The organism is Nitrospirillum karajorum, from assembly GCF_036348415.1.
Lineage (GTDB): Bacteria > Pseudomonadota > Alphaproteobacteria > Azospirillales > Azospirillaceae > Nitrospirillum > Nitrospirillum amazonense_B.
On record NZ_JAZBQB010000002.1, the window covers coordinates 623,536 to 644,961 of the forward strand.

The following is a 21,426-nucleotide window of genomic DNA, read 5'->3' on the forward strand; positions in this document are numbered from 1 at the left end:
GCCGTCCATTTTTCTGGTCACAGCGCGATGCGCACCGCCGCCTCCACGGCCGGCAGGAAGCCGTGATCCGGCCGGGTCTGGTCGTCCTGGACACTGGCGCGCAGATCCAGTGTGAAGCAATGGAACGGCAGGCTCAGCCGCCCCTCCAGGATGTTCACCTTGATGGGCACCGGGCTGACGATATTGGCGCCGGCCGACTGCGCCGTGCCGATGACGGCGTGGTGCAGCGTCATCTCATAGGTCCAGCCGTCGGCGTCACTCCAACTGCCCTGCAGCGACAGGAGGCGGGAGTCGTCGTCCAGGCTGAAGCCGATGGTGCGCCCCCGGTAGCGCATGCCGTCGGGATAGCCGCCATTGGTGTAGGAAAATCCATAAATGCGGCTGGCGAAGCTGAAAATGTTGGTGGTGGAGATGCTGTCGGCGTATTCCGCCGTGACGCGCAATGGCCGACCAGCCACCGGCACGAAAGCCGTGGCGCCGAACAAATGGCTGGTGCCGGAATGGGTGATGGGCGACGTGTCCTCGTTCATCAGTTGGACGTAGACCTGGGCCGGCACGCCCCACAGGTCATGGCTGTACTTGATATCCACCACGCCTTCATCATTGGTCTTGTTGACGTCGGTGGGGGAGTTGTTCAGCTGAAAATATTCGGCCGGATCGCAAGGATGGCCCTGCCCGCAAATCTCCCCGGTGCGGGCCAATCCAATCTCCAACCCGGGCGCGGGATTGACCGTGACGCGCAGAGCGTCGAACACCGTGTTCTTCTGCAGGCGCGGGCCGTCCAGCAGGCCCAGGAAGAACTCCGCCTGCCACGGCCCCAACCACTCCAGCACCGGCCAGGTGGAGGGTGAGGTGTCCAGGCGTTGAATGCCCAGCTGCGGCATGGGGCGGGCGTTGTTGGACAGGGTCAGCGCGGAGATCCAGCCGGGACCCCACCAGTGGGTCAGCCAGCCGCCATAGACCAGGGCGTCATCGGCCTTCACCGCCACGTAGCTGTCGTCCAGCACCAGCTTGGTGGCGCCGCTGTGAAAGTCTTGAGTGAGGCTGCCCACCGCCAAGCGGGCGGCCACGGCGTCGGAACTGTAGGACAGTGCCACCTGCGTCTGCCCCTGCCCCCGGCCCAAGCTGTCGAAACCGCGCACCAGGGCTGGCGCGTTGGTCAGGTCCAAGCTGGCGCTGGTGCTGAAGCCCGGCCTGTTCTCACGCGTGGCCCGGCCCAGGATGCGCAGGGCCGCCGCCTGCACCGCATCCGGTTGGGCATCCAGGTCGGCCGCCCGCAAGGCGGGGACCACGGCCGTCCATGGCAACGGCCATGGTGTGGTGATCCCGTCGAGCAGGCCGGCCGCCGCCAGCACCTCGATATCGCCGCGCAGTTGGGCGTCGCCCACCTCGCCCCAGGGGGAGGCGGCGGCCCACCCCGCCGTGCCCATCAAGAAAAACGCCGCGCCGGCCAGCCGCCGGCCCATCGCCCCGGTCCGCATCCTGGTGTCCACTTGGCCAAATCCGGCCCCGCCATCGGGGGCCGGCGCAGCTTAAAGCCAAGCGAAAACGGGCGGATAGGTCGTAACTTCGTAAACGCCGGGGATCAGCTTTCGGCCGCTTCCTTCGCGGCCGCCCGGCGGCTGGACGCGCCCCGGCGCTTGGGCTCCGCCGGTGGGATGACATCGGCGGTGGCGCCCTGTGGCGCGGCCGCAGGCTGTGCATGCTCCGCCCGCAGGGAAGCGATGACCCCGGGCCAGTCGCCCAGGGCGGGCTGACGATGAATGCGGTGGTTGGGATACCAAGGGGACGTGGTGTCGCCAATGCCCCACCGCCAATCGACGGAGTGGGCCAGCAGCAGCGACACCGGCTTGCCCATACAGCCCGCCAAGTGGCCCACGCCCGTGTCGACCGCGACCACATGGTCAAGGTTGGCGATGATGGCCGCCGTGTCGATGAAGTCCTTCAACTGCGGGCTGAGATCGTGCAGGCGGCCCTTGAACGCCAGGGCATCCCCGGCGCGCGGGCCTACTTGCAGGGAAAACCACTCGGCGTCGGGGATGGCGTCAAGCACAGCGCCCAAGTGGGCCAGAGGCAGGGACCGGCGCGCATCCTCCGAATGCTGCGGCCGGCCGGCCCACACCACACCGATGCGACGCTTGCCGCTGGGAGGCGGCAGCAGGCCGCGGCCGCGCGCCACCTGCTCCTCCGGCAGCACCAGCCAGCCGGGCATCAAAGGCAGGTCCGGTACACGCAGCGACAGCATGTGGGGCAAGCTCAGGAGCGGAATGTGGTAATCGAACGCCTCTTCCACCCCGAACCGATGCGGGTTGTCGGGCCGCGACACGACCCTGATGCCCAGCCGCGCCAGGGCGATGCCCAGGATGCCCACCAGGGGGGATGACACCTCCAGCACCACCTCCGCCGGGGCATGGCGATCCATGAGGATGCGCGCGAGGGGGGCGAATTGCAGGATATCGCCGAACCCCTGCTCTCCCCAGACGTAGATGCGCTTGCCCGCCAGTTCTTCCCCGCGCCACTGCGAGGCGGCCAGGATGCGCCGGGGTTCGGGGAACTGGTCCCACACCCAGCGCCACTCATAATCCGCCCAGCCGGTGGCGAAGTCGCCGCGGGCCAGGCAGGCCAGGGAATGGTTCCAGCGGGCCAGCGCGTTGCCAGGCGCCAGCTTCAATGCGACATCCAGCGCCATCACCGTGGCGTCGATGAAACCAGCGGTACGAAGGGCCTTGTCCAGAGTTTGCAGGACTTCCTCGAGGCGCTCCAGCCGGCCATCGGGCATCCCCTCCGGCAGGGTGGCCAGCGCGGCCGTCAGCTCCGGCAAGCGGTCGCCAATTTCCTCGATCAAAAGCTTCCCGAGGTCCCGTGCCTCCGGCAAGACGCGACCGAACAGGATGACGCCCACGATCAGGGGCACGACGGCCTCGCGGGACTGCCCCATCCAGGCCAGGCCCGTACCCATGTTGACCCAGGCGGAATAGTTCAGCGGGGAAAGGGCAAGGATACGGCGGTAAAGCGGAATGGCATCGGCATGCTGTCCCCGCGTCTGCAACATTACCGCCAGGTTCACCATAATGCCGGCCGCGTGGGGCAAATCGCCCATACGCTCGAACACCGTTCCCAGGGAGCAATAATACAGCGTCTCCCCCGGTTCTATCTTCAGGGCATGCTCGAACAGTCCGGCAGCCCGCAGGTTGTCGCCCTCGTAAGCCGCCATGACGCCCAACTGGTGCAGGCTGGGGGCGGTGAGTTCCGGGCGCTCCGTCAGTTGCAGGAACACCTGCCGCGCCTCCGCCGTCCGCCCGGACGACTGCAATTGCAAGCCCTGGGCGAAGGCGGGAACGCGGCGCCCGATCTCCATCAGCACGTCGCCGCTGCGTTCCACCACGGGAATGGAAAAATCGCCGTTATTGCTTCCGCTCATCCTGCTTCGTGCCTTGAATGGGTGCCGATGTCATTTGCAGCTGATTATAGACACCACCCTCGCCTCCGGAGGAAGAAACCGCAAAGGTCTGCGCCGGCGCCTGGCCGCCGCCAGCCCCGTTATCCCCGCTACGCGACGAGGTGCTGGAGGAAACGGTGGTGCCGGACGACGAGGAGGAGCCGCTGTCACTGGACGACGTTCCGCTCGTCCCCGATGCGCTTGAAGACGTTCCCGACGTGCTCTGGCCCGACGTGCTCTGGCCCGACGTGCTCTGGCCCGACGTGCTCTGGCCCGACGTGCTCTGGCCCGACGTGCTCTGGCCCGACGTGCTCTGGCCCGACGTGCTCTGGCCTGACGTGCTTTGCCCCGACGCGCTTTGCGTTGCGGTGGTGGTGCTGGCGGTGGTGGTGCCGGTGGACGCGCTGACGCTGGTCGTCGTGGCCCCGACACTGGTGGCGGCGCTGGTCAGCGACCCGGTACTTCCCAGGCTTGAGGTGGTGGCCACAACCGAGGTAACGGCCGCGAGGCTGGCGGTCGGCACCACGGCGGCGACCACCTGACGCTGCAACGTGCTGGTGGTCAGCACGGCGGGGGCCGTGACGCTCAGCACTCCGGTCTGGTAGCGGATGTCATAGTTGCTGAGCCCCGTGCCAACGGCCGCGCTGGGCGTGATGGTGTAATTGCCGGGGGCCGCCGATGCCGTGGCACCCGGGCTGCTCAACGCCACCTGCGTCACGCTATCGCTGTTCAGCAGCCCACTGATGCCATAGCCGGCCAGGATCAACTCCAGACCCGCCGTCTTGGTCGCGTCGTTGGCGGTAATGGTCAGCGCCGCCGGGTTGACCGTCAGCGTGCCGGCGACATAGCTCACCGAGTAGTTGCTCAGCCCCGTGCCCGTGGCGCCATTGGCCACAACGAGGTAACTGCCCACCGACGCCGCCGTGCCGGCCCCGCTGCTGGCCAAGGTCACGCCCGTGACGCTGTCGCCGTTGACCAAGCCGCTGCTGCTGTAGCCCGTCAGGGTGGCGCTGGTGCCATATGTCTTGCTCACCCCACTGGCCGTGATGGTCAGCGCTGCCGGGTTGACCGTCAGCGTGCCGGCGGCATAGCTCACCGAGTAGTTGCTCAGCCCCGTGCCCGTGGCGCCGTTGGCCACAACGAGGTAACTGCCCACCGACGCCGCCGTGCCGGCCCCGCTGCTGGCCAGGGTCACGCCCGTGACGCTGTCGCCGTTCACCAGCCCGCTGGCGCTATAGCCCGTCAGGCTGGCGCTGGTGCCGTAGGTCTTGCTCGCCCCACTGGCCGTGATGGTCAGCGCCGCCGGATTGACCGTCAGCGTGCCGGCGGCATAGCTCACCGAGTAGTTGCTCAGACCCGTGCCCGTGGCGCCATTGGCCACAACGAGGTAACTGCCCACCGACGCCGCCGTGCCGGCCCCGCTGCTGGCCAGGGTCACGCCCGTGACGCTGTCGCCGTTGACCAAGCCGCTGCTGCTGTAGCCCGTCAGGTTGGCGCTGGTGCCGTAGGTCTTGCTCGCCCCGCTCGCCGTGATGGTCAGCGCCGCCGGGTTGACCGTCAGCGTGCCGGCGGCATAGCTCACCGAGTAGTTGCTCAGACCCGTGCCCGTGGCGCCATTGGCCACAACGAGGTAACTGCCCACCGACGCCGCCGTGCCGGCCCCGCTGCTGGCCAGGGTCACGCCCGTGACGCTGTCGCCATTGACCAGCCCGCTGCTGCTGTAGCCCGTCAGGTTGGCGCTGGTGCCGTAGGTCTTGCTCGCCCCGCTCGCCGTGATGGTCAGCGCCGCCGGGTTAACCGTCAGCGTGCCGGCGGCATAGCTCACCGAGTAGTTGCTCAGACCCGTGCCCGTGGCGCCATTGGCCACAACGAGGTAACTGCCCACCGACGCCGCCGTGCCGGCCCCGCTGCTGGCCAGGGTCACGCCCGTGACGCTGTCGCCATTCACCAGCCCGCTGCTGCTGTAGCCCGTCAGGTTGGCGCTGGTGCCGTAGGTCTTGCTCGCCCCGCTCGCCGTGATCGTCAGTGCCGCCGGATTGACTGTCAGCGTACCGGCGGCATAGCTCACCGAGTAGTTGCTGAGCCCCGTGCCCGTGGCGCCATTGGCCACGACGAGGTAACTGCCCACAGACGCCGCCGTGCCGGCCCCGCTGCTGGCCAGGGTCACGCCCGTGACGCTGTCGCCGTTCACCAGCCCGCTGGCGCTATAGCCCGTCAGGTTGGCGCTGGTGCCGTAGGTCTTGCTCACCCCACTGGCCGTGATGGTCAGCGCCGCCGGGTTGACCGTCAGCGTGCCGGCGGCATAGCTCACCGAGTAATTGCTCAGACCCGTGCCCGTGGCGCCATTGGCCACGACGAGGTAACTGCCCACCGACGCCGCCGTGCCGGCCCCGCTGCTGGCCAGGGTCACGCCCGTGACGCTGTCGCCGTTCACCAGCCCGCTGGCGCTATAGCCCGTCAGGCTGGCGCTGGTGCCGTAGGTCTTGCTCGCCCCACTGGCCGTGATGGTCAGCGCCGCCGGATTGACCGTCAGCGTGCCGGCGGCATAGCTCACCGAGTAATTGCTCAGACCCGTGCCCGTGGCGCCATTGGCCACAACGAGGTAACTGCCCACCGACGCCGCCGTGCCAGCCCCGCTGCTGGCCAGGGTCACGCCCGTGACGCTGTCGCCGTTCACCAGCCCGCTGGCGCTATAGCCCGTCAGGTTGGCGCTGGTGCCGTAGGTCTTGCTCGCCCCGCTGGCCGTGATCGTCAGTGCCGCCGGATTGACTGTCAGCGTACCGGCGGCATAGCTCACCGAGTAGTTGCTGAGCCCCGTGCCCGTGGCGCCATTGGCCACGACGAGGTAACTGCCCACAGACGCCGCCGTGCCGGCCCCGCTGCTGGCCAGGGTCACGCCCGTGACGCTGTCGCCGTTCACCAGCCCGCTGGCGCTATAGCCCGTCAGGTTGGCGCTGGTGCCGTAGGTCTTGCTCGCCCCGCTGGCCGTGATGGTCAGCGCCGCCGGATTGACCGTCAGCGTACCGGCGGCGTAGCTCACCGAGTAGTTGCTCAGCCCCGTGCCCGTGGCGCCATTGGCCACGACGAGGTAACTGCCCACCGACGCCGCCGTGCCAGCCCCGCTGCTGGCCAGGGTCACGCCGCTAATGGTGTCGCCGTTGACCAGCCCGCTGGCGCTATAGCCCGTCAGGCTGGCGCTGGTGCCGTAGGTCTTGCTCGCCCCGCTCGCCGTGATGGTCAGCGCCGCCGGATTGACCGTCAGCGTGCCGGCGGCGTAGCTCACCGAGTAGTTGCTGAGCCCCGTGCCCGTGGCGCCGTTGGCCACAACGAGGTAACTGCCCACCGACGCCGACGTGCCGGCCCCGCTGCTGGCCAGGGTCACGCCCGTGACGCTGTCGCCGTTCACCAAGCCGCTGCTGCTGTAGCCCGTCAGGTTGGCGCTGGTGCCGTAGGTCTTGCTCGCCCCGCTCGCCGTGATGGTCAGCGCCGCCGGATTGACCGTCAGCGTGCCGGCGGCGTAGCTCACCGAGTAATTGCTCAGCCCCGTGCCCGTGGCGCCGTTGGCCACAACGAGGTAACTGCCCACCGATGCCGACGTGCCGGCCCCGCTGCTGGCCAGGGTCACGCCCGTGACGCTGTCGCCGTTCACCAGCCCGCTGGCGCTATAGCCCGTCAGGTTGGCGCTGGTGCCGTAGGTCTTGCTCGCCCCGCTCGCCGTGATGGTCAGCGCCGCCGGATTGACCGTCAGCGTGCCGGCGGCGTAGCTCACCGAGTAATTGCTCAGCCCCGTGCCCGTGGCGCCGTTGGCCACAACGAGGTAACTGCCCACCGACGCCGCCGTGCCGGCCCCGCTGCTGGCCAGGGTCACGCCCGTGACGCTGTCGCCGTTCACCAGCCCGCTGGCGCTATAGCCCGTCAGGTTGGCGCTGGTGCCGTAGGTCTTGCTCACCCCACTGGCCGTGATGGTCAGCGCTGCCGGATTGACCGTCAGCACGCCATCGGCGTAGCTCACCGAGTAATTGCTCAGACCCGTGCCCGTGGCGCCATTGGCCACAACGAGGTAACTGCCCACCGATGCCGACGTGCCAGCCCCGCTGCTGGCCAGGGTCACGCCCGTGACGCTGTCGCCGTTCACCAGCCCGCTGGCGCTATAGCCCGTCAGGTTGGCGCTGGTGCCGTAGGTCTTGCTCACCCCACTGGCCGTGATGGTCAGCGCTGCCGGATTGACCGTCAGCACGCCATCGGCGTAGCTCACCGAGTAGTTGCTCAACCCCGTGCCCGTCGCACCGCTGGCGGCGATGCTGTAGCTTCCCACCGACGCCGCCGTGCCGCTGCCCGTGCTGGCCAAGGTGACAGCACTGATGCTGTCCCCGTTCAACAGGCCGCTGCTGCTATAGCCCGTCAGGCTGGCGCTGGTGCCGTAGGTCTTGGTGGCGCCGCTGGCCGTGATGGTCAGCGCCGCCGGGTTCACCGTCAGCGTGCCGGCGGCATAGCTCACCGAGTAGTTGCTGAGGCCCGTGCCGGTGGCGCCACTCGCGTTGATGCTGTAGCTGCCCGCCGCCGCCGCCGTGCCCGAACCGCTGGACGCCAGGGTCACGCCCGTGACGCTGTCGCCATTGACCAGCCCGCTGCTGCTGTACCCCGTCAGGTTGGCGCTGGTGCCGTAGGTCTTGGTGGCGCCGCTGGCCGTGATGGTCAGCGCCGCCGGGTTCACCGTCAGCGTGCCGGCGGCATAGCTCACCGAGTAGTTACTTAGACCCGTACCCGTGGCGCCACTCGCGTTGATGGTGTAGCTGCCCACCGACACTGCCGTGCCCGAACCGCTGGACGCCAGGGTCACGCCCGTGACGCTGTCGCCATTCACCAGGCCGCTGCTGCTGTAACCCGTCAGGTTGGCGCTGGTGCCGTAGGTCTTGGTGGCGCCGCTGGCCGTGATGGTCAGCGCTGCCGGATTGACCGTCAGCGTGCCGGTGGCGTAGCTCACCGAGTAGTTGCTCAGCCCCGTGCCCGTGGCGCCACTGGCGTTGATGCTATAGCTGCCCACAGACGCAGCAGTACCGCTGCCCGTGCTGGCCAGGGTCACCGCGCTGATGCTGTCGCCGTTCACCAGGCCGCTGCTGCTGTAGCCCGTCAGGCTGGCGCTGGTGCCATAGGTCTTGGTGGCGCCGCTGGCCGTAATCGTCAGCGCCGCCGGGTTCACCGTCAGCGTGCCATCGGTGTAGCTCACCGAGTAGTTGCTCAGACCCGTGCCCGTCGCCCCGCTGGCCACAACGCTGTAGCTGCCCACCGACGCCGCCGTGCCGCTGCCGCTCGATGCCAGGGTCACGCCCGTGATGCTGTCGCCATTGACCAGGCCGCTGCTGCTGTACCCCGTCAGGCTGATGCTGGTGCCATAGGTCTTGGTGGCGCCGCTGGCCGTGATGGTCAGCGCCGCCGGATTGACCGTCAGCGTGCCATCAGCATAGCTCACCGAGTAGTTGCTCAGGCCCGTGCCCGTGGCGCCACTGGCGTTGATGCTATAGCTGCCCACCGACACCGCCGTGCCAACACCGCTGCTGGCCAGGGTCACACCACTGATGCTGTCGCCATTGACCAGGCCGCTGCTGCTGTAGCCCGTCAGGTTGGCACTGGTGCCGTAGGTCTTGGTGGCGCCGCTGGCCGTAATCGTCAGCGCCGCCGGGTTCACCGTCAGCGTGCCATCGGCGTAGCTCACCGAGTAGTTACTTAGACCCGTACCCGTGGCGCCACTCGCGTTGATGGTGTAGCTGCCCACCGACACTGCCGTGCCCGAACCGCTGGACGCCAGGGTCACGCCCGTGACGCTGTCGCCATTCACCAGGCCGCTGCTGCTGTAGCCCGTCAGGCTGGCACTGGTGCCGTAGGTCTTGGTCGCTCCGCTGGCCGTGATGGTCAGTGCCGCCGGATTGACCGTCAGCGTACCGGCGGCGTAGCTCACCGAGTAGTTGCTCAGCCCCGTGCCCGTGGCGCCACTGGCGTTGATGCTATAGCTGCCCACAGACGCAGCAGTACCGCTGCCCGTGCTGGCCAGGGTCACCGCGCTGATGCTGTCGCCATTGACCAGGCCGCTGCTGCTGTACCCCGTCAGGCTGATGCTGGTGCCATAGGTCTTGGTGGCGCCGCTGGCCGTGATCGTCAGCGCCGCCGGATTGACCGTCAGCGTGCCATCAGCATAGCTTACCGAGTAGTTGCTCAGGCCCGTGCCCGTGGCGCCACTGGCGTTGATGCTATAGCTGCCCACCGACACCGCCGTGCCAACACCGCTGCTGGCCAGGGTCACACCACTGATGCTGTCGCCATTGACCAGGCCGCTGCTGCTGTAGCCCGTCAGGTTGGCACTGGTGCCGTAGGTCTTGGTGGCGCCGCTGGCCGTGATCGTCAGTGCTGCCGGGTTCACCGTCAGCGTACCGGCGGCGTAGCTCACCGAGTAGTTGCTCAGGCCCGTGCCGGTCGCACCACTGGCCGCGATGCTGTAGCTGCCCACCGACGCGGCGGTGCCGCTGCCCGTGCTGGCCAGCGTCACCGCGCTGATGCTGTCGCCGTTCACCAGGCCGCTGCTGCTATAGCCCGTCAGGCTGGCGCTGGTGCCGTAGGTCTTGGTGGCGCCGCTGGCCGTGATGGTCAGTGCTGCCGGGTTCACCATCAGCGTACCGGCGGCGTAGCTCACCGAGTAGTTGCTCAGGCCCGTGCCGGTCGCACCACTGGCCGCGATGCTGTAGCTGCCCACCGACGCGGCGGTGCCGCTGCCCGTGCTGGCCAGCGTCACCGCGCTGATGCTGTCGCCGTTCACCAGGCCGCTGCTGCTATAGCCCGTCAGGCTGGCGCTGGTGCCGTAGGTCTTGGTGGCGCCGCTGGCCGTGATGGTCAGTGCTGCCGGGTTCACCATCAGCGTACCGGCGGCGTAGCTCACCGAGTAGTTGCTCAGGCCCGTGCCGGTCGCACCACTGGCCGCGATGCTGTAGCTGCCCACCGACGCGGCGGTGCCGCTGCCCGTGCTGGCCAGCGTCACCGCGCTGATGCTGTCGCCATTGACCAGCCCGCTGCTGCTGTACCCCGTCAGGTTGGCGCTCGTGCCGTAGGTCTTGCTCACCCCACTGGCCGTGATGGTCAGCGCCGCCGGGGTCACCGTCAGCGTGCCGGCGGCATAGCTCACCGAGTAGTTGCTGAGGCCCGTGCCGGTGGCGCCACTCGCGTTGATGGTGTAGCTGCCCACCGACACTGCCGTGCCCGAACCGCTGGACGCCAGGGTCACGCCCGTGACGCTGTCGCCATTCACCAGGCCGCTGCTGCTGTAACCCGTCAGGTTGGCGCTGGTGCCGTAGGTCTTGGTCGCCCCGCTGGCTGTGATCGTCAGCGCCGCCGGGGTCACCGTCAGCGTGCCATCGGTGTAACTCACCGAGTAGTTGCTAAGCCCGGTGCCCGTCGCCCCGCTGGCGGCGATGCTATAGCTGCCCACAGACGCGGCGGTGCCGCTGCCCGTGCTGACCAGCGTCACTGCGTTGATGCTGTCGCCGTTCACCAGGCCGCTGCTGCTGTACCCCGTCAGACTGGCACTGGTGCCGTAGGTCTTGGTGGCGCCGCTGGCTGTGATGGTCAGCGCCGCCGGGTTCACCGTCAGCGTGCCATCGGCATAGCTGACCGAGTAGTTGCTCAGCCCCGTGCCGGTCGCACCGCTGGCCGCGATGCTGTAGCTGCCCACCGACGCGGCGGTGCCGCTGCCCGTGCTGGCCAGCGTCACCGCGCTGATGCTGTCGCCGTTCACCAGGCCGCTGCTGCTGTAGCCCGTCAGACTGGCACTGGTGCCGTAGGTCTTGGTCACCCCGCTAGCTGTGATGGTCAGCGCCGCCGGGTTCACCGTCAGCGTGCCATCGGTGTAACTCACCGAGTAGTTGCTAAGCCCGGTGCCCGTCGCCCCGCTGGCGGCGATGCTATAGCTGCCCACCGACGCGGCGGTGCCGCTGCCCGTGCTGGCCAGCGTCACCGCGCTGATGCTGTCACCGTTCACTAGGCCGCTGCTGCTGTACCCTGTCAGGTTGGCGCTGGTGCCGTAGGTCTTGGTGGCAGCGCTGGCCGTAATCGTCAGCGCCGCCGGGTTCACCGTCAGCGTGCCATCGGTGTAGCTCACCGAGTAGTTGCTGAGGCCCGTGCCCGTCGCCCCGCTGGCCACAACGCTGTAGCTGCCCACCGACGCGGTGGTGCCGCTGCCCGTGCTGGCCAGCGTCACCGCGCTGATGCTGTCGCCGTTCACCAGGCCGCTGCTGCTGTAGCCCGTCAGGTTGGCACTGGTGCCGTAGGTCTTGGTGGCAGCGCTGGCCGTAATCGTCAGCGCCGCCGGATTCACCGTCAGCGTGCCATCGGCATAGCTGACCGAGTAGTTGCTCAGACCCGTGCCGGTCGCACCGCTGGCCGCGATGCTATAGCTGCCCACCGACGCGGTGGTGCCGCTGCCCGTGCTGGCCAGCGTCACCGCGCTGATGCTGTCACCGTTCACCAGGCCGCTGCTGCTGTACCCCGTCAGACTGGCACTGGTGCCGTAGGTCTTGGTGGCAGCGCTGGCCGTAATCGTCAGCGCCGCCGGATTCACCGTCAGCGTGCCATCGGCATAGCTGACCGAGTAATTGCTCAGACCCGTGCCGGTCGCACCGCTGGCCGCGATGCTATAGCTGCCCACCGACGCGGCGGTGCCGCTGCCCGTGCTGGCCAGCGTCACCGCGCTGATGCTGTCGCCGTTGACCAGGCCGCTGCTGCTGTAGCCCGTCAGGTTGGCACTGGTGCCGTAGGTCTTGGTCGCCCCGCTGGCCGTGATCGTCAGCGCCGCCGGGTTCACCGTCAGCGTGCCATCGGTGTAGCTCACCGAGTAGTTGCTCAGACCCGTGCCGGTCGCACCGCTGGCCGCGATGCTATAGCTGCCCACCGATGCGGCGGTGCCGCTGCCCGTGCTGGCCAGCGTCACCGCGCTGATGCTGTCACCGTTCACCAGGCCGCTGCTGCTGTACCCCGTCAGGTTGGCGCTGGTGCCGTAGGTCTTGGTCGCCCCGCTGGCCGTGATCGTCAGCGCCGCCGGGTTCACCGTCAGCGTGCCATCGGTGTAACTCACCGAGTAGTTGCTCAGCCCCGTGCCCGTGGCGCCGCTGGCCGTGATGGTGTAGCTGCCCACCGAGACCGCCGTGCCAACCCCGCTGCTGGCCAGGGTCACACCACTGATGCTGTCGCCGTTGACCAGGCCGCTGCTGCTGTACCCCGTCAGGTTGGCGCTGGTGCCGTAGGTCTTGGTCGCCCCGCTGGCTGTGATGGTCAGCGCCGCCGGGTTCACCGTCAGCGTGCCATCGGTGTAACTCACCGAGTAGTTGCTAAGCCCCGTGCCCGTCGCCCCGCTGGCGGCGATGCTATAGCTGCCCACCGACGCCGCCGTGCCGCTGCCCGTGCTGGCCAGCGTCACCGCGCTGATGCTGTCACCGTTCACCAGGCCGCTGCTGCTGTACCCCGTCAGGTTGGCGCTGGTGCCGTAGGTCTTGGTCGCCCCGCTGGCCGTGATCGTCAGCGCCGCCGGGTTCACCGTCAGCGTGCCATCGGTGTAGCTCACCGAGTAGTTGCTGAGGCCCGTGCCCGTCGCCCCGCTGGCCACAACGCTGTAGCTGCCCACGGACGCGGTGGTGTCGCTGCCCGTGCTGGCCAGGGTCACCGCGCTGATGCTGTCACCGTTCACCAGGCCGCTGCTGCTGTAGCCCGTCAGGCTGGCGCTGGTGCCGTAGGTCTTGGTCGCCCCGCTGGCCGTGATCGTCAGCGCCGCCGGGTTCACCGTCAGCGTGCCATCGGTGTAGCTCACCGAGTAGTTGCTCAGCCCCGTGCCCGTGGCGCCGCTGGCCGTGATGGTGTAGCTGCCCACCGAGACCGCCGTGCCAACCCCGCTGCTGGCCAGGGTCACACCACTGATGCTGTCGCCGTTGACCAGGCCGCTACTGCTGTAGCCCGTCAGACTGACGCTTGTGCCGTAGGTCTTGGTGGCGGCGCTGGCCGTGATCGTCAGCGCCGCCGGGTTCACCGTCAGCGTGCCATCGGTGTAACTCACCGAGTAGTTGCTGAGGCCCGTACCCGTCGCCCCGCTGGCGGTGATGCCGTAGCTGCCCACCGACGCCGCCGTGCCGCTGCCGCTGGACGCCAGGGTCAGGCCGCTAATGGTGTCGCCGTTCACCAGCCCGCTGGCGCTATAGCCCGTCAGGCTTGCGCTGCTACCATAGGTCTTGGTGGCGCCACTGGCCGTGATCGTCAGCGCCGCCGGGGTCACCGTCAGCGTGCCGGAGGACAAGAACTGGTAGACACCGCCGGAATAGCTGGCGCCACCCAGGCCAAGCAGACTGTAGGAACCGACGGCGGAGCGAGCCTCGCTCGTGGTCCAGACCATGCCGGACGCGGATAGGCCGCTGCCCACACTACGGCCGAGTTGATCATAAGCGCTGGTGGTGGTGGCCGAGACGGTGGCGGCGCCATAGACAGCGCTGCCCGAACCAACGATCACGATATAGGGCAGCGCCTTCAGCAGCGGATAGGGTGAGCCGTTGAACCAATCCGTCGTGCTGAACACGGACTGCGCGATGGGCCCGTTGGTCAGCCAGGCGGTGGTGGCCAAGCCGGTAGCGTCCGCGGCCGTGCCCGTGCCACCGCCTATGCCCACCGTCATGCCCGACGTGGTCGTGTCCCAATAGCTGGTGGTCACGGCGTTCTGATTGTCGCCCAGGAAGGCGCCGACGGAAACCGCCGAGGGGCCCGCCGTGACACTGCCGGTGGAATAGCTGTTGGCGATCAGGCCCTGGTTGACGCCCGCCAACCCGCCGATGGCCGTGCCGCCGGCGGTGCCACTGGCCACGGAGACGTTGACCATGGCGTAGCTGTTGCTGACGGTGCCCGCGACCTGCCCCACCAGGCCGCCGATGTTCAGCACACCGCTGCCGGCGGAGATGGTGCCGGTGGCGAAGCTGCCGGACAGGAAACCGGAATTGATGCCCACCAGGCCGCCCACCTGCTGCGCGGCGAATCCAACCTGCAGGTTCACGGCGGCGCCGCTGTTCACCACGGTGCCGCTCATGAATCCGAACAGGCCGCCGATGTAGGAGACCGCGCCGGAGGCGATGAGGGTGCCGCTGGCATAGACGTTGCTGACGGTCGCCACGCTTTCGCCCGCGACGATGCCGACGTCGTTGGGGCCATCGACGTTGATGCGGGCGCCCAGCACGCTCAAATTGCGGATGGTGCCATTGTTGTAGCTGATCAGGCCGACATTGTTGGAAACGGTGTTGTTGATGGTGAGGCCGACGATGCTGCGCCCAAAGCCATCGAACGTGCCGTTGAACAAGGTCGGGCTGTTGTTCGCATTGGCGGTATTGAGACCCAGGGGCACGAAGCCGGCGGAACTCCACAGGCCACCGGCCTGCGTCAGCTCGCTCATCGTGATGTTGGCGCCCAGGACATAGTTGGCCGTCATGGCCAGGTTGATCAGCTGCAACTCGTGGGCGTTGCTGATGACCGTGCCGTATTCCATGCGCAGCAGCGGGCGGGTGTAGCCGCTGACCATGTACCAGGTGTTGGTGAGGTCGAAACCGCTGTAGGTCGCCGACGCGTAGGCCGCCGTACCGCTGACGTTGGTGGCGCTGAACGTCCCCGTCCCGCCGCCATAGCCCACGGTCTGGCCGCTGCTGGAACCATCCCAATAGGCGCCAGCGATCACGCCGTCGTTACCACCGGCGAACGCCCCGACGGCGCCCACGCCCGTCCCCGCCGTCACGCTGCCGCTGGCATAGGCCACGGAAACCCGGCCGGTATTGTATCCCACCAGCCCGCCGACGTCCGCCGCGTTGGCGCCGGCGGTGATGTCGGCGGTGGCATAGGCCACGCTGATGGTGCCGGTGTTCCCACCGACCAGCCCGCCCACATATTGGGCGCCGCTGCCGGCCGTGACAGTGCCGGTGGCATAGGCGCTGTAGATGGTGCCGGCGTTGCTGCCGGCCAGCAGCGCGACGTTGCCGCCCCCGCCCACCACCGTGCCGTTGTAGACGCCCACGCTCTGCACGACGCCGCCGGTGCCGATGGCGCTGAACAGCGCCATGTTGCTGGCCGTGGCGTTGGTCATGACCAGGTTGTTGATGGCGTGGCCCTGGCCGTTCAGCGTGCCGGTGAAGCTGCTTGGGCTGGCGTTGTTGCCGGCGGTGCTGAAGCCGATGGGCAGGAAGCCGGTGGCCGTCGCCCACAAGCCGGCCGTGCTGGTGGCTTCGCTGACGTCAATATCGCGCCCCAGCGTGTAGGTCGCCGTCAGGTTAAGGTTTACCAGTTCCAACTGGTGGGCGTTCACGACGGTGGTGTTGTACTCGGCCCGCAGGAAAGGCCGGGTGTAGCCGTCGACCATGTACCAGACGCTGGTGAAGTCGAAGCCAACGTACGTGGCGCTTAGATAGACCGAGGCGCCGCTGATGCCCGTGACCGAGGCGCTGCCGGTATTGGCGCCATAGCCCACGGTCAAGCCGGTGGTGGCCGTATCCCAATAGCCCGACACCGTGCCGCTGTTATCCCCCACCAAGCCGCCAACCAGGGTGGTGCCTTGGCTCGCGAGGACGCTTCCCGTGGCATAGGCCGCGGTGATGGTCCCCGTGTTGGCGCCCGCCAGGCCGCCCACGGCCGTGCCGGCGCTGCCAACTAGGATGCCGCCGATGGCGTAGGCGCCGGTCACCTGGCCGGCGTTGGCGCCGACCAAGCCGCCGACATCCACCGCGCCGGCACCGGCGATGACCGTGGCGGCGCCATAACTGCCGCTGACGACGCCCGCCGCGGCGACGGTTCCCGCCAGGCCACCGACATACTGCGCGGCACTGCCGACAGTGACGGTGCCGCCGCCATAACTGGCCGTGACCAGCCCCGCCTCGTACCCGACCAGGCCACCGACGGCCTGCGCCCCGCTGCCCACCTGGACGATGCCGATACCATCGCTGGCGCTGATGGTGCCGGCGTCATAGCCCACGGCGCCGCCGACGGACTGCGCGCCATCACCGACAGTGACCGCGCTGATGGCGTGGCTGTTGGCGACCGTGGCGCTGTTGTAGCCGACGATGCCACCCACGCTCTGGGCCGCCACGGCCGACACGGTGCCGCCCGCGTACGCCGCCGTGATGAGACCGGCATTCACGCCGGCGACCCCGCCGAGGCGCTGGGCGCCCGACGCCGCCAGAATCGTGCCGTTGGTCTGGACGCCGCTGATGGTGCCGCTGTTCTGCCCGGCGACGAGACCGACCCCGCTGACGGCACCGACGCTGATCCTGGCGTTCGTCAGCGTCAGGTTGGTGACCGTGCCGCTGGCGCCGATGTCGCTGAACAGGCCAATGTTGCCGCTGGCGGCACTGACGATGGTCATGCCACTGATGCTGTAGCCCCGGCCGTTCAGCGTGCCGGTGAAAGCGGTGGGGCTGGCGTTGCCGCCGGCGGACGTGATGCCGATGGGGGCGAAGCCGGTGGCCGTGTTCCACAAGCCCGAGGTCAGCGCCAACTCCGCCATCGTGATGTTGGCGCCCAGGACGTAGCTTCCGCCCGGATTGGCGCCGATCAGTTGAAGCTGGTGGGCGTTGATGATGGTGGTCCGGGCTTCCGCCTTCAGGAAGGGCCGGGTATAGCCGTCCACCATGTACCAGGTGGAGGTGAAGTCGAAGCCGCTGTACGTGGCGGAGGCATAGGCGGCGGTGCCACTGACCCCCGTGGCGGAAAAAGAACCGGCCGAACTGGTCCCATAGGCGTTCGTCTGGTTGGTGGAGACCGTGTCCCAGAAGCTGGTCATCACCGTGCCGGAGGTCATCCTGCCGACCAGACCGCCCACGCTGACGCCCGCTGCCGCGGACACCGACCCGCTGGCCCAACTCTGCGCGATCGTGGGGATGACGGTGCCGCTGACGGCGTTCTCGCCCACCAGGCCACCAACCCCGTTGGATAGGGTACCGGCCCTGACGGCCCCCGTCGCGTAGGCGCCCCGGATCAGGCTGCCATAGTTGCGACCGGCGAGGCCGCCGATATCAGTGCCCGCCGTGCCGGCGATGACCGTGCCGGTGGCATAGCTGCCCAGCACGGACGACGATGTGAGGTTGAATGCCTCGGACGCCCCGACCAAGCCACCGACGTAGAAGGTGGTCCGGCCAACCGATACCGTGCCGGTGGCATAGCTGCCGCTGATGATGCCATTTTGCTGGTGACCGAGCAGCCCGCCGATATACTGCGCCATGGTGCCGACACCCGTGGCCGCCCCGACCGACAGGTTGCCCGTGGCGTAGCTGTCGGCGATGAGCGCGGACGCCGAACCGGCCGTGGTTTGGGAGTTCACCCCGACCAAGCCACCGAAATACTGGTTGCCGGTGCCGGTGGCGGTGATCGTTCCGGTAGCATAACTGCCGCTGACGGTGCCTGAGTTGGAACCGACCAAGCCACCGATGCGCGCCGCGGCACTCGACAGCAGTATATTGCCGGTGGCGTAGCTGCCCAGGATTGAGCCAAAGGTGTTGACGCCGACCAGGCCGCCGACATATTGCGCGCCGCTGCTGCCGGTGCTGACGCCGCCGGTGGCATAGGAATTGACCAGCGTCATGGTATTGGCGTCGCCCACCAACCCGCCGATGCGCTGGTTGAAGGAGGAGAGGCTGAAGCCGCCGGTGGCATAGCTGCCGCTGATATAGGACTGGGCCGAGACCTGCCCCGCCAAGCCGCCGACCGCCGTCACCGAAAGGCCGTTCAGGAAGCTGACACCGGAATAACTGTTCAGGATGGTGCCGCCCGACATATAGCCGACCAGCCCCCCCACGCCCGTGGTCTTGGAGACAAAGACCACACCGGTGGCGTAGCTGTTGGTGACGGTGCCGGATAACTTGCCCGCCAGCATGCCCCAGCCGGTGACCTGGGTCCCCGCCGAGGAGTTGATCATCGTGCCGTTCACCAGCCCCAGGTTGGCGACCGAGCCGGTGGGGCCGATGCTGGAGAACAGGCCGACGCCGTGGGAGGTGGTCGCCCTCAGGGTCAGATTGCTGATGGTGTAGCCCTGGCCGTCCAGCGAACCGGTGAAGACGGTGGGGGAGGCATTGCCCCCCACCGTCGTGAACCCGATGGGCGTGAAGCCGCTGGTGGACCAAAGACCGCCCTGAACCGTCGTGCCGCTCATGTCCAGGTTTTTGGCCAGGACATAAGATGCCGTCGGGTCCATACCCATCAGTTGCAGTTGATGGGTGTTGGTGATGGTGGTCGCGTATTCGCTGCGCAGGAACGGACGGGTGCGGCCGTCGATCTCATACCAATCGTTGCTGAAATCAAAGCCGACATAAGTTGCGGTGGTCAGCGTGTTCGCGGCGATGGCCGTGGCGGACACCGTGCCGGTATTGCTGCCATAGGCGACGGACAGGCCGCTGGTCGCCGTGTCCCAGAAGCCGACCGTCACCAGGCCGGCATTGGAACCGACGAAGCCGCCGATATTGGTGGTGCCGGCGCCGGCGGTGATGGACCCGGTGGCATAGGCGGCACTGACGGTGCCGGCGTTATAGCCGGCCAGGCCACCCACGCTGTCGGACGCGGTGCCAACCGAAATGGGGCCGATGGCGTACACGGCGCTGACCGTGTTGGCGGTGTCGCCATATCCCAGCAGCCCGCCGACATACTGCACCCCGCCGCCGGCGGAGATGGTCTCGCTGGCGTAGCTCTGGGTGATCAACGCGTCGCCGTAGCCGACCAGGCCGCCGACGCGGTTGCCGCCATCGCCAACGGTCAGGCTGCTGTCGGCATAGCTGCCGGACACGGTGCCGCCGCCGACCCATCCGGCCAGGCCGCCGACCGCCGTGGCGGCCGAGCCGGCCGTGACGGCGCCGGTGACAGAGCTGTTGGCGATGAGCCCTGCCGTCTGCGCGCCCACCAGCCCGCCCACCTTGGACACGCCACTGCCGACGGAAACGGCCACGGCGGCGGAGGAGGCCGTGACCGTGCCGCTGTTGCTACCGATCAGGCCGCCCACCCCGCTGCCGCCATCACCGGCGGTGACGGTGCCGGAGGCGGTGACGTTGCGCACCGTGCCCTGGTTCTGGCCGGCCAGGAGACCAAGGTTGGCGCCCGTGCCGCCAAACAACTTTCCACCGGACAGCGTCAGGTTCTGCACCAGGCCGCCGCCGCCGATGACGCTGAGCAGACCCAGGTTGCTAGCACCGCCCCCGGCGGCGTTGACGGTCAGGCCGGTGATCGTATGTCCCAGCCCCTCCAGCGTGCCGGTGAAGGCGGTGGGCGATGCGTTGTTGCCCGTGGCGCTGTAGCCGATGGGCGTCCACGCGCCGGTCAACGCCAGGTCGCTGGTCAGCGCGTAGTTGCCGCTACCGGTGATGGCGGCGAGGGCCGCCGCCGACGTGACCAGCGTATAGGCCGTGCTATTGACCGTCAGAGCGGTGGTCAGCGACACCGGGGCGGTCACCCGGAACACCCCGCCGCTGCCGCCGTCGTTGGTCAGGACCACCAGGCTGGTGCCCGACAGCGCGGCGTTGATGGACACGCCATGATAGGCGTCCAGGGTCAGGCTGTTGGCCGAGGACCAGGTGATGCCGGCATTGACCGCGATGTCGCCCAGGCCGCTGGCCTTGGTGACCCCGCCGGCGGTGACGCCGGTGTACCCCACGCTGGTGTTGGTGGTCTGCAAGGTGACGCTGCCGCTGGCCAGCGCCGTCTGGATGGCGGCGGCATAGGCGGCGTTCACCGTGAGGTCGACGGGATCCAGCAGCCAGGTGCCGCCCTTGCCATGGGCCGCCCCCACATCCACCGTCGCCCCGTCGAAGGCCAGCGCGTGGCCGGAGGTCTCAATGGCGCCGCCGTCGCCCCACAGGCTGCCGCCCCGGGCCAGCAGCACGCCGTGGGCGGCGGTGTCCTGGCTGTTGACCGTGACCGACCCGCCCTTGCCCGTCTCGGTGGCGGAGGCGTCGATGCGGCTGGCGGCATCCATGGTGACGGAGGCCGTCTCCGCCGTTCCCACCGTGACCGTGCCGCCGCCGGTGGCGCCCTTGGCGCTCAGCGTGGCGCCCTGCAGGGTTATGGGGCCGCTGGCGTCCAGCACCACCTTGCCGCCCTCGCGGCTCAAGGAGTCAGCCTCGATGACGCCGGTGGCCTTGATGACCCCGCCGGCCACGACGTTCAGGGCCTGGGCCGTGAGGTAGACGGTGCCGCCGGGGGCACGGATGATGCCGCCCGCCTCGATCTGCGCCTCGACCGTGGCGGGATCCACCTTCAGGGACGCGCCACCGTCCGGCGTCAGCGTCACGGTCTCACCCGCCGCCAGGACCACGGAGCCAAGCTGCGCCTGGATCAGGCCCATGTTGCGGATTTGGGACGCCAGCAGAACCACCGAGCCATGGCGGGCGGTGATGGTGCCCCCGTTGACCACGGCGCCGGTGGCGGAGCCGCGGTTGAAAACCAGCCGGCCTTTCTGGAAGTCCTCGTCCGCGATGTCCATGGTGGAGGCGACCAAGCCGCCCACGTCCACCGTGGCACCGCCACCGAACACCACACCGCCGGGATTAACCAGGATGACCGTGCCGGGCGCCTTGATAGCGCCCTCGATCAGCGAGGGATCGCCGCCGCGCACCCGGTTCAGCGTCATGGCCGAACTGTTGGGCTGCTGGAAATTGACGGTGGCACCGGCGCCGACGTTGAACTGCTGCCAGCTGATGATGGCCTTGTCGGTCGTCTGCGTGACCGTCATGACCGGACCGCTGGCACCGATGCTGGCGGCGCCCGACTGGACCTGCCCCCCGTGGGCAACGCGCCCTGAGCCACCGCCCCCTGAGCCACCGCCCCTTGGGCCGGCGTGGCGGCGACGGCCGGCAAGGTCAGCGCCTGCATGACCGACAGCACGGCGGTGCAGCCCAGCAGGCGGGCCCGCAAGAAGGAACGCTGGGGGAGAGGTGCGCGGCTGGTCATCATTCCCC

General features: G+C 68.5%; 3 protein-coding genes. All 3 read right to left on the reverse strand.

The features are described 5' to 3' along the window. Positions 1-17: 17 nt before the first annotated feature. The 3 genes from UCD39_RS10460 to UCD39_RS10470 all read right to left on the reverse strand — a co-directional run bounded on the left by UCD39_RS10460 (position 18) and on the right by UCD39_RS10470 (position 21,200). Positions 18-1,493 (reverse strand): capsule assembly Wzi family protein, encoded by a 1,476-nt coding sequence (locus tag UCD39_RS10460; RefSeq protein WP_330495966.1) that lies wholly within the window; start codon positions 1,491-1,493, stop codon positions 18-20. Positions 1,494-1,585: 92 nt separating this feature from the next. Continuing rightward, positions 1,586-3,421, reverse strand: a complete 1,836-nt coding sequence (locus UCD39_RS10465) for a tetratricopeptide repeat protein (RefSeq protein WP_330495967.1) — start codon at positions 3,419-3,421, stop codon at positions 1,586-1,588. Beyond that, a complete protein-coding gene (locus UCD39_RS10470) occupies positions 3,405-21,200 on the reverse strand; it encodes an MBG domain-containing protein (RefSeq protein ID WP_330495968.1) in 17,796 nt (5,931 codons plus the stop codon). The genes UCD39_RS10465 and UCD39_RS10470 overlap by 17 nt, the downstream gene beginning before the upstream one ends. Positions 21,201-21,426: the final 226 nt, after the last annotated feature.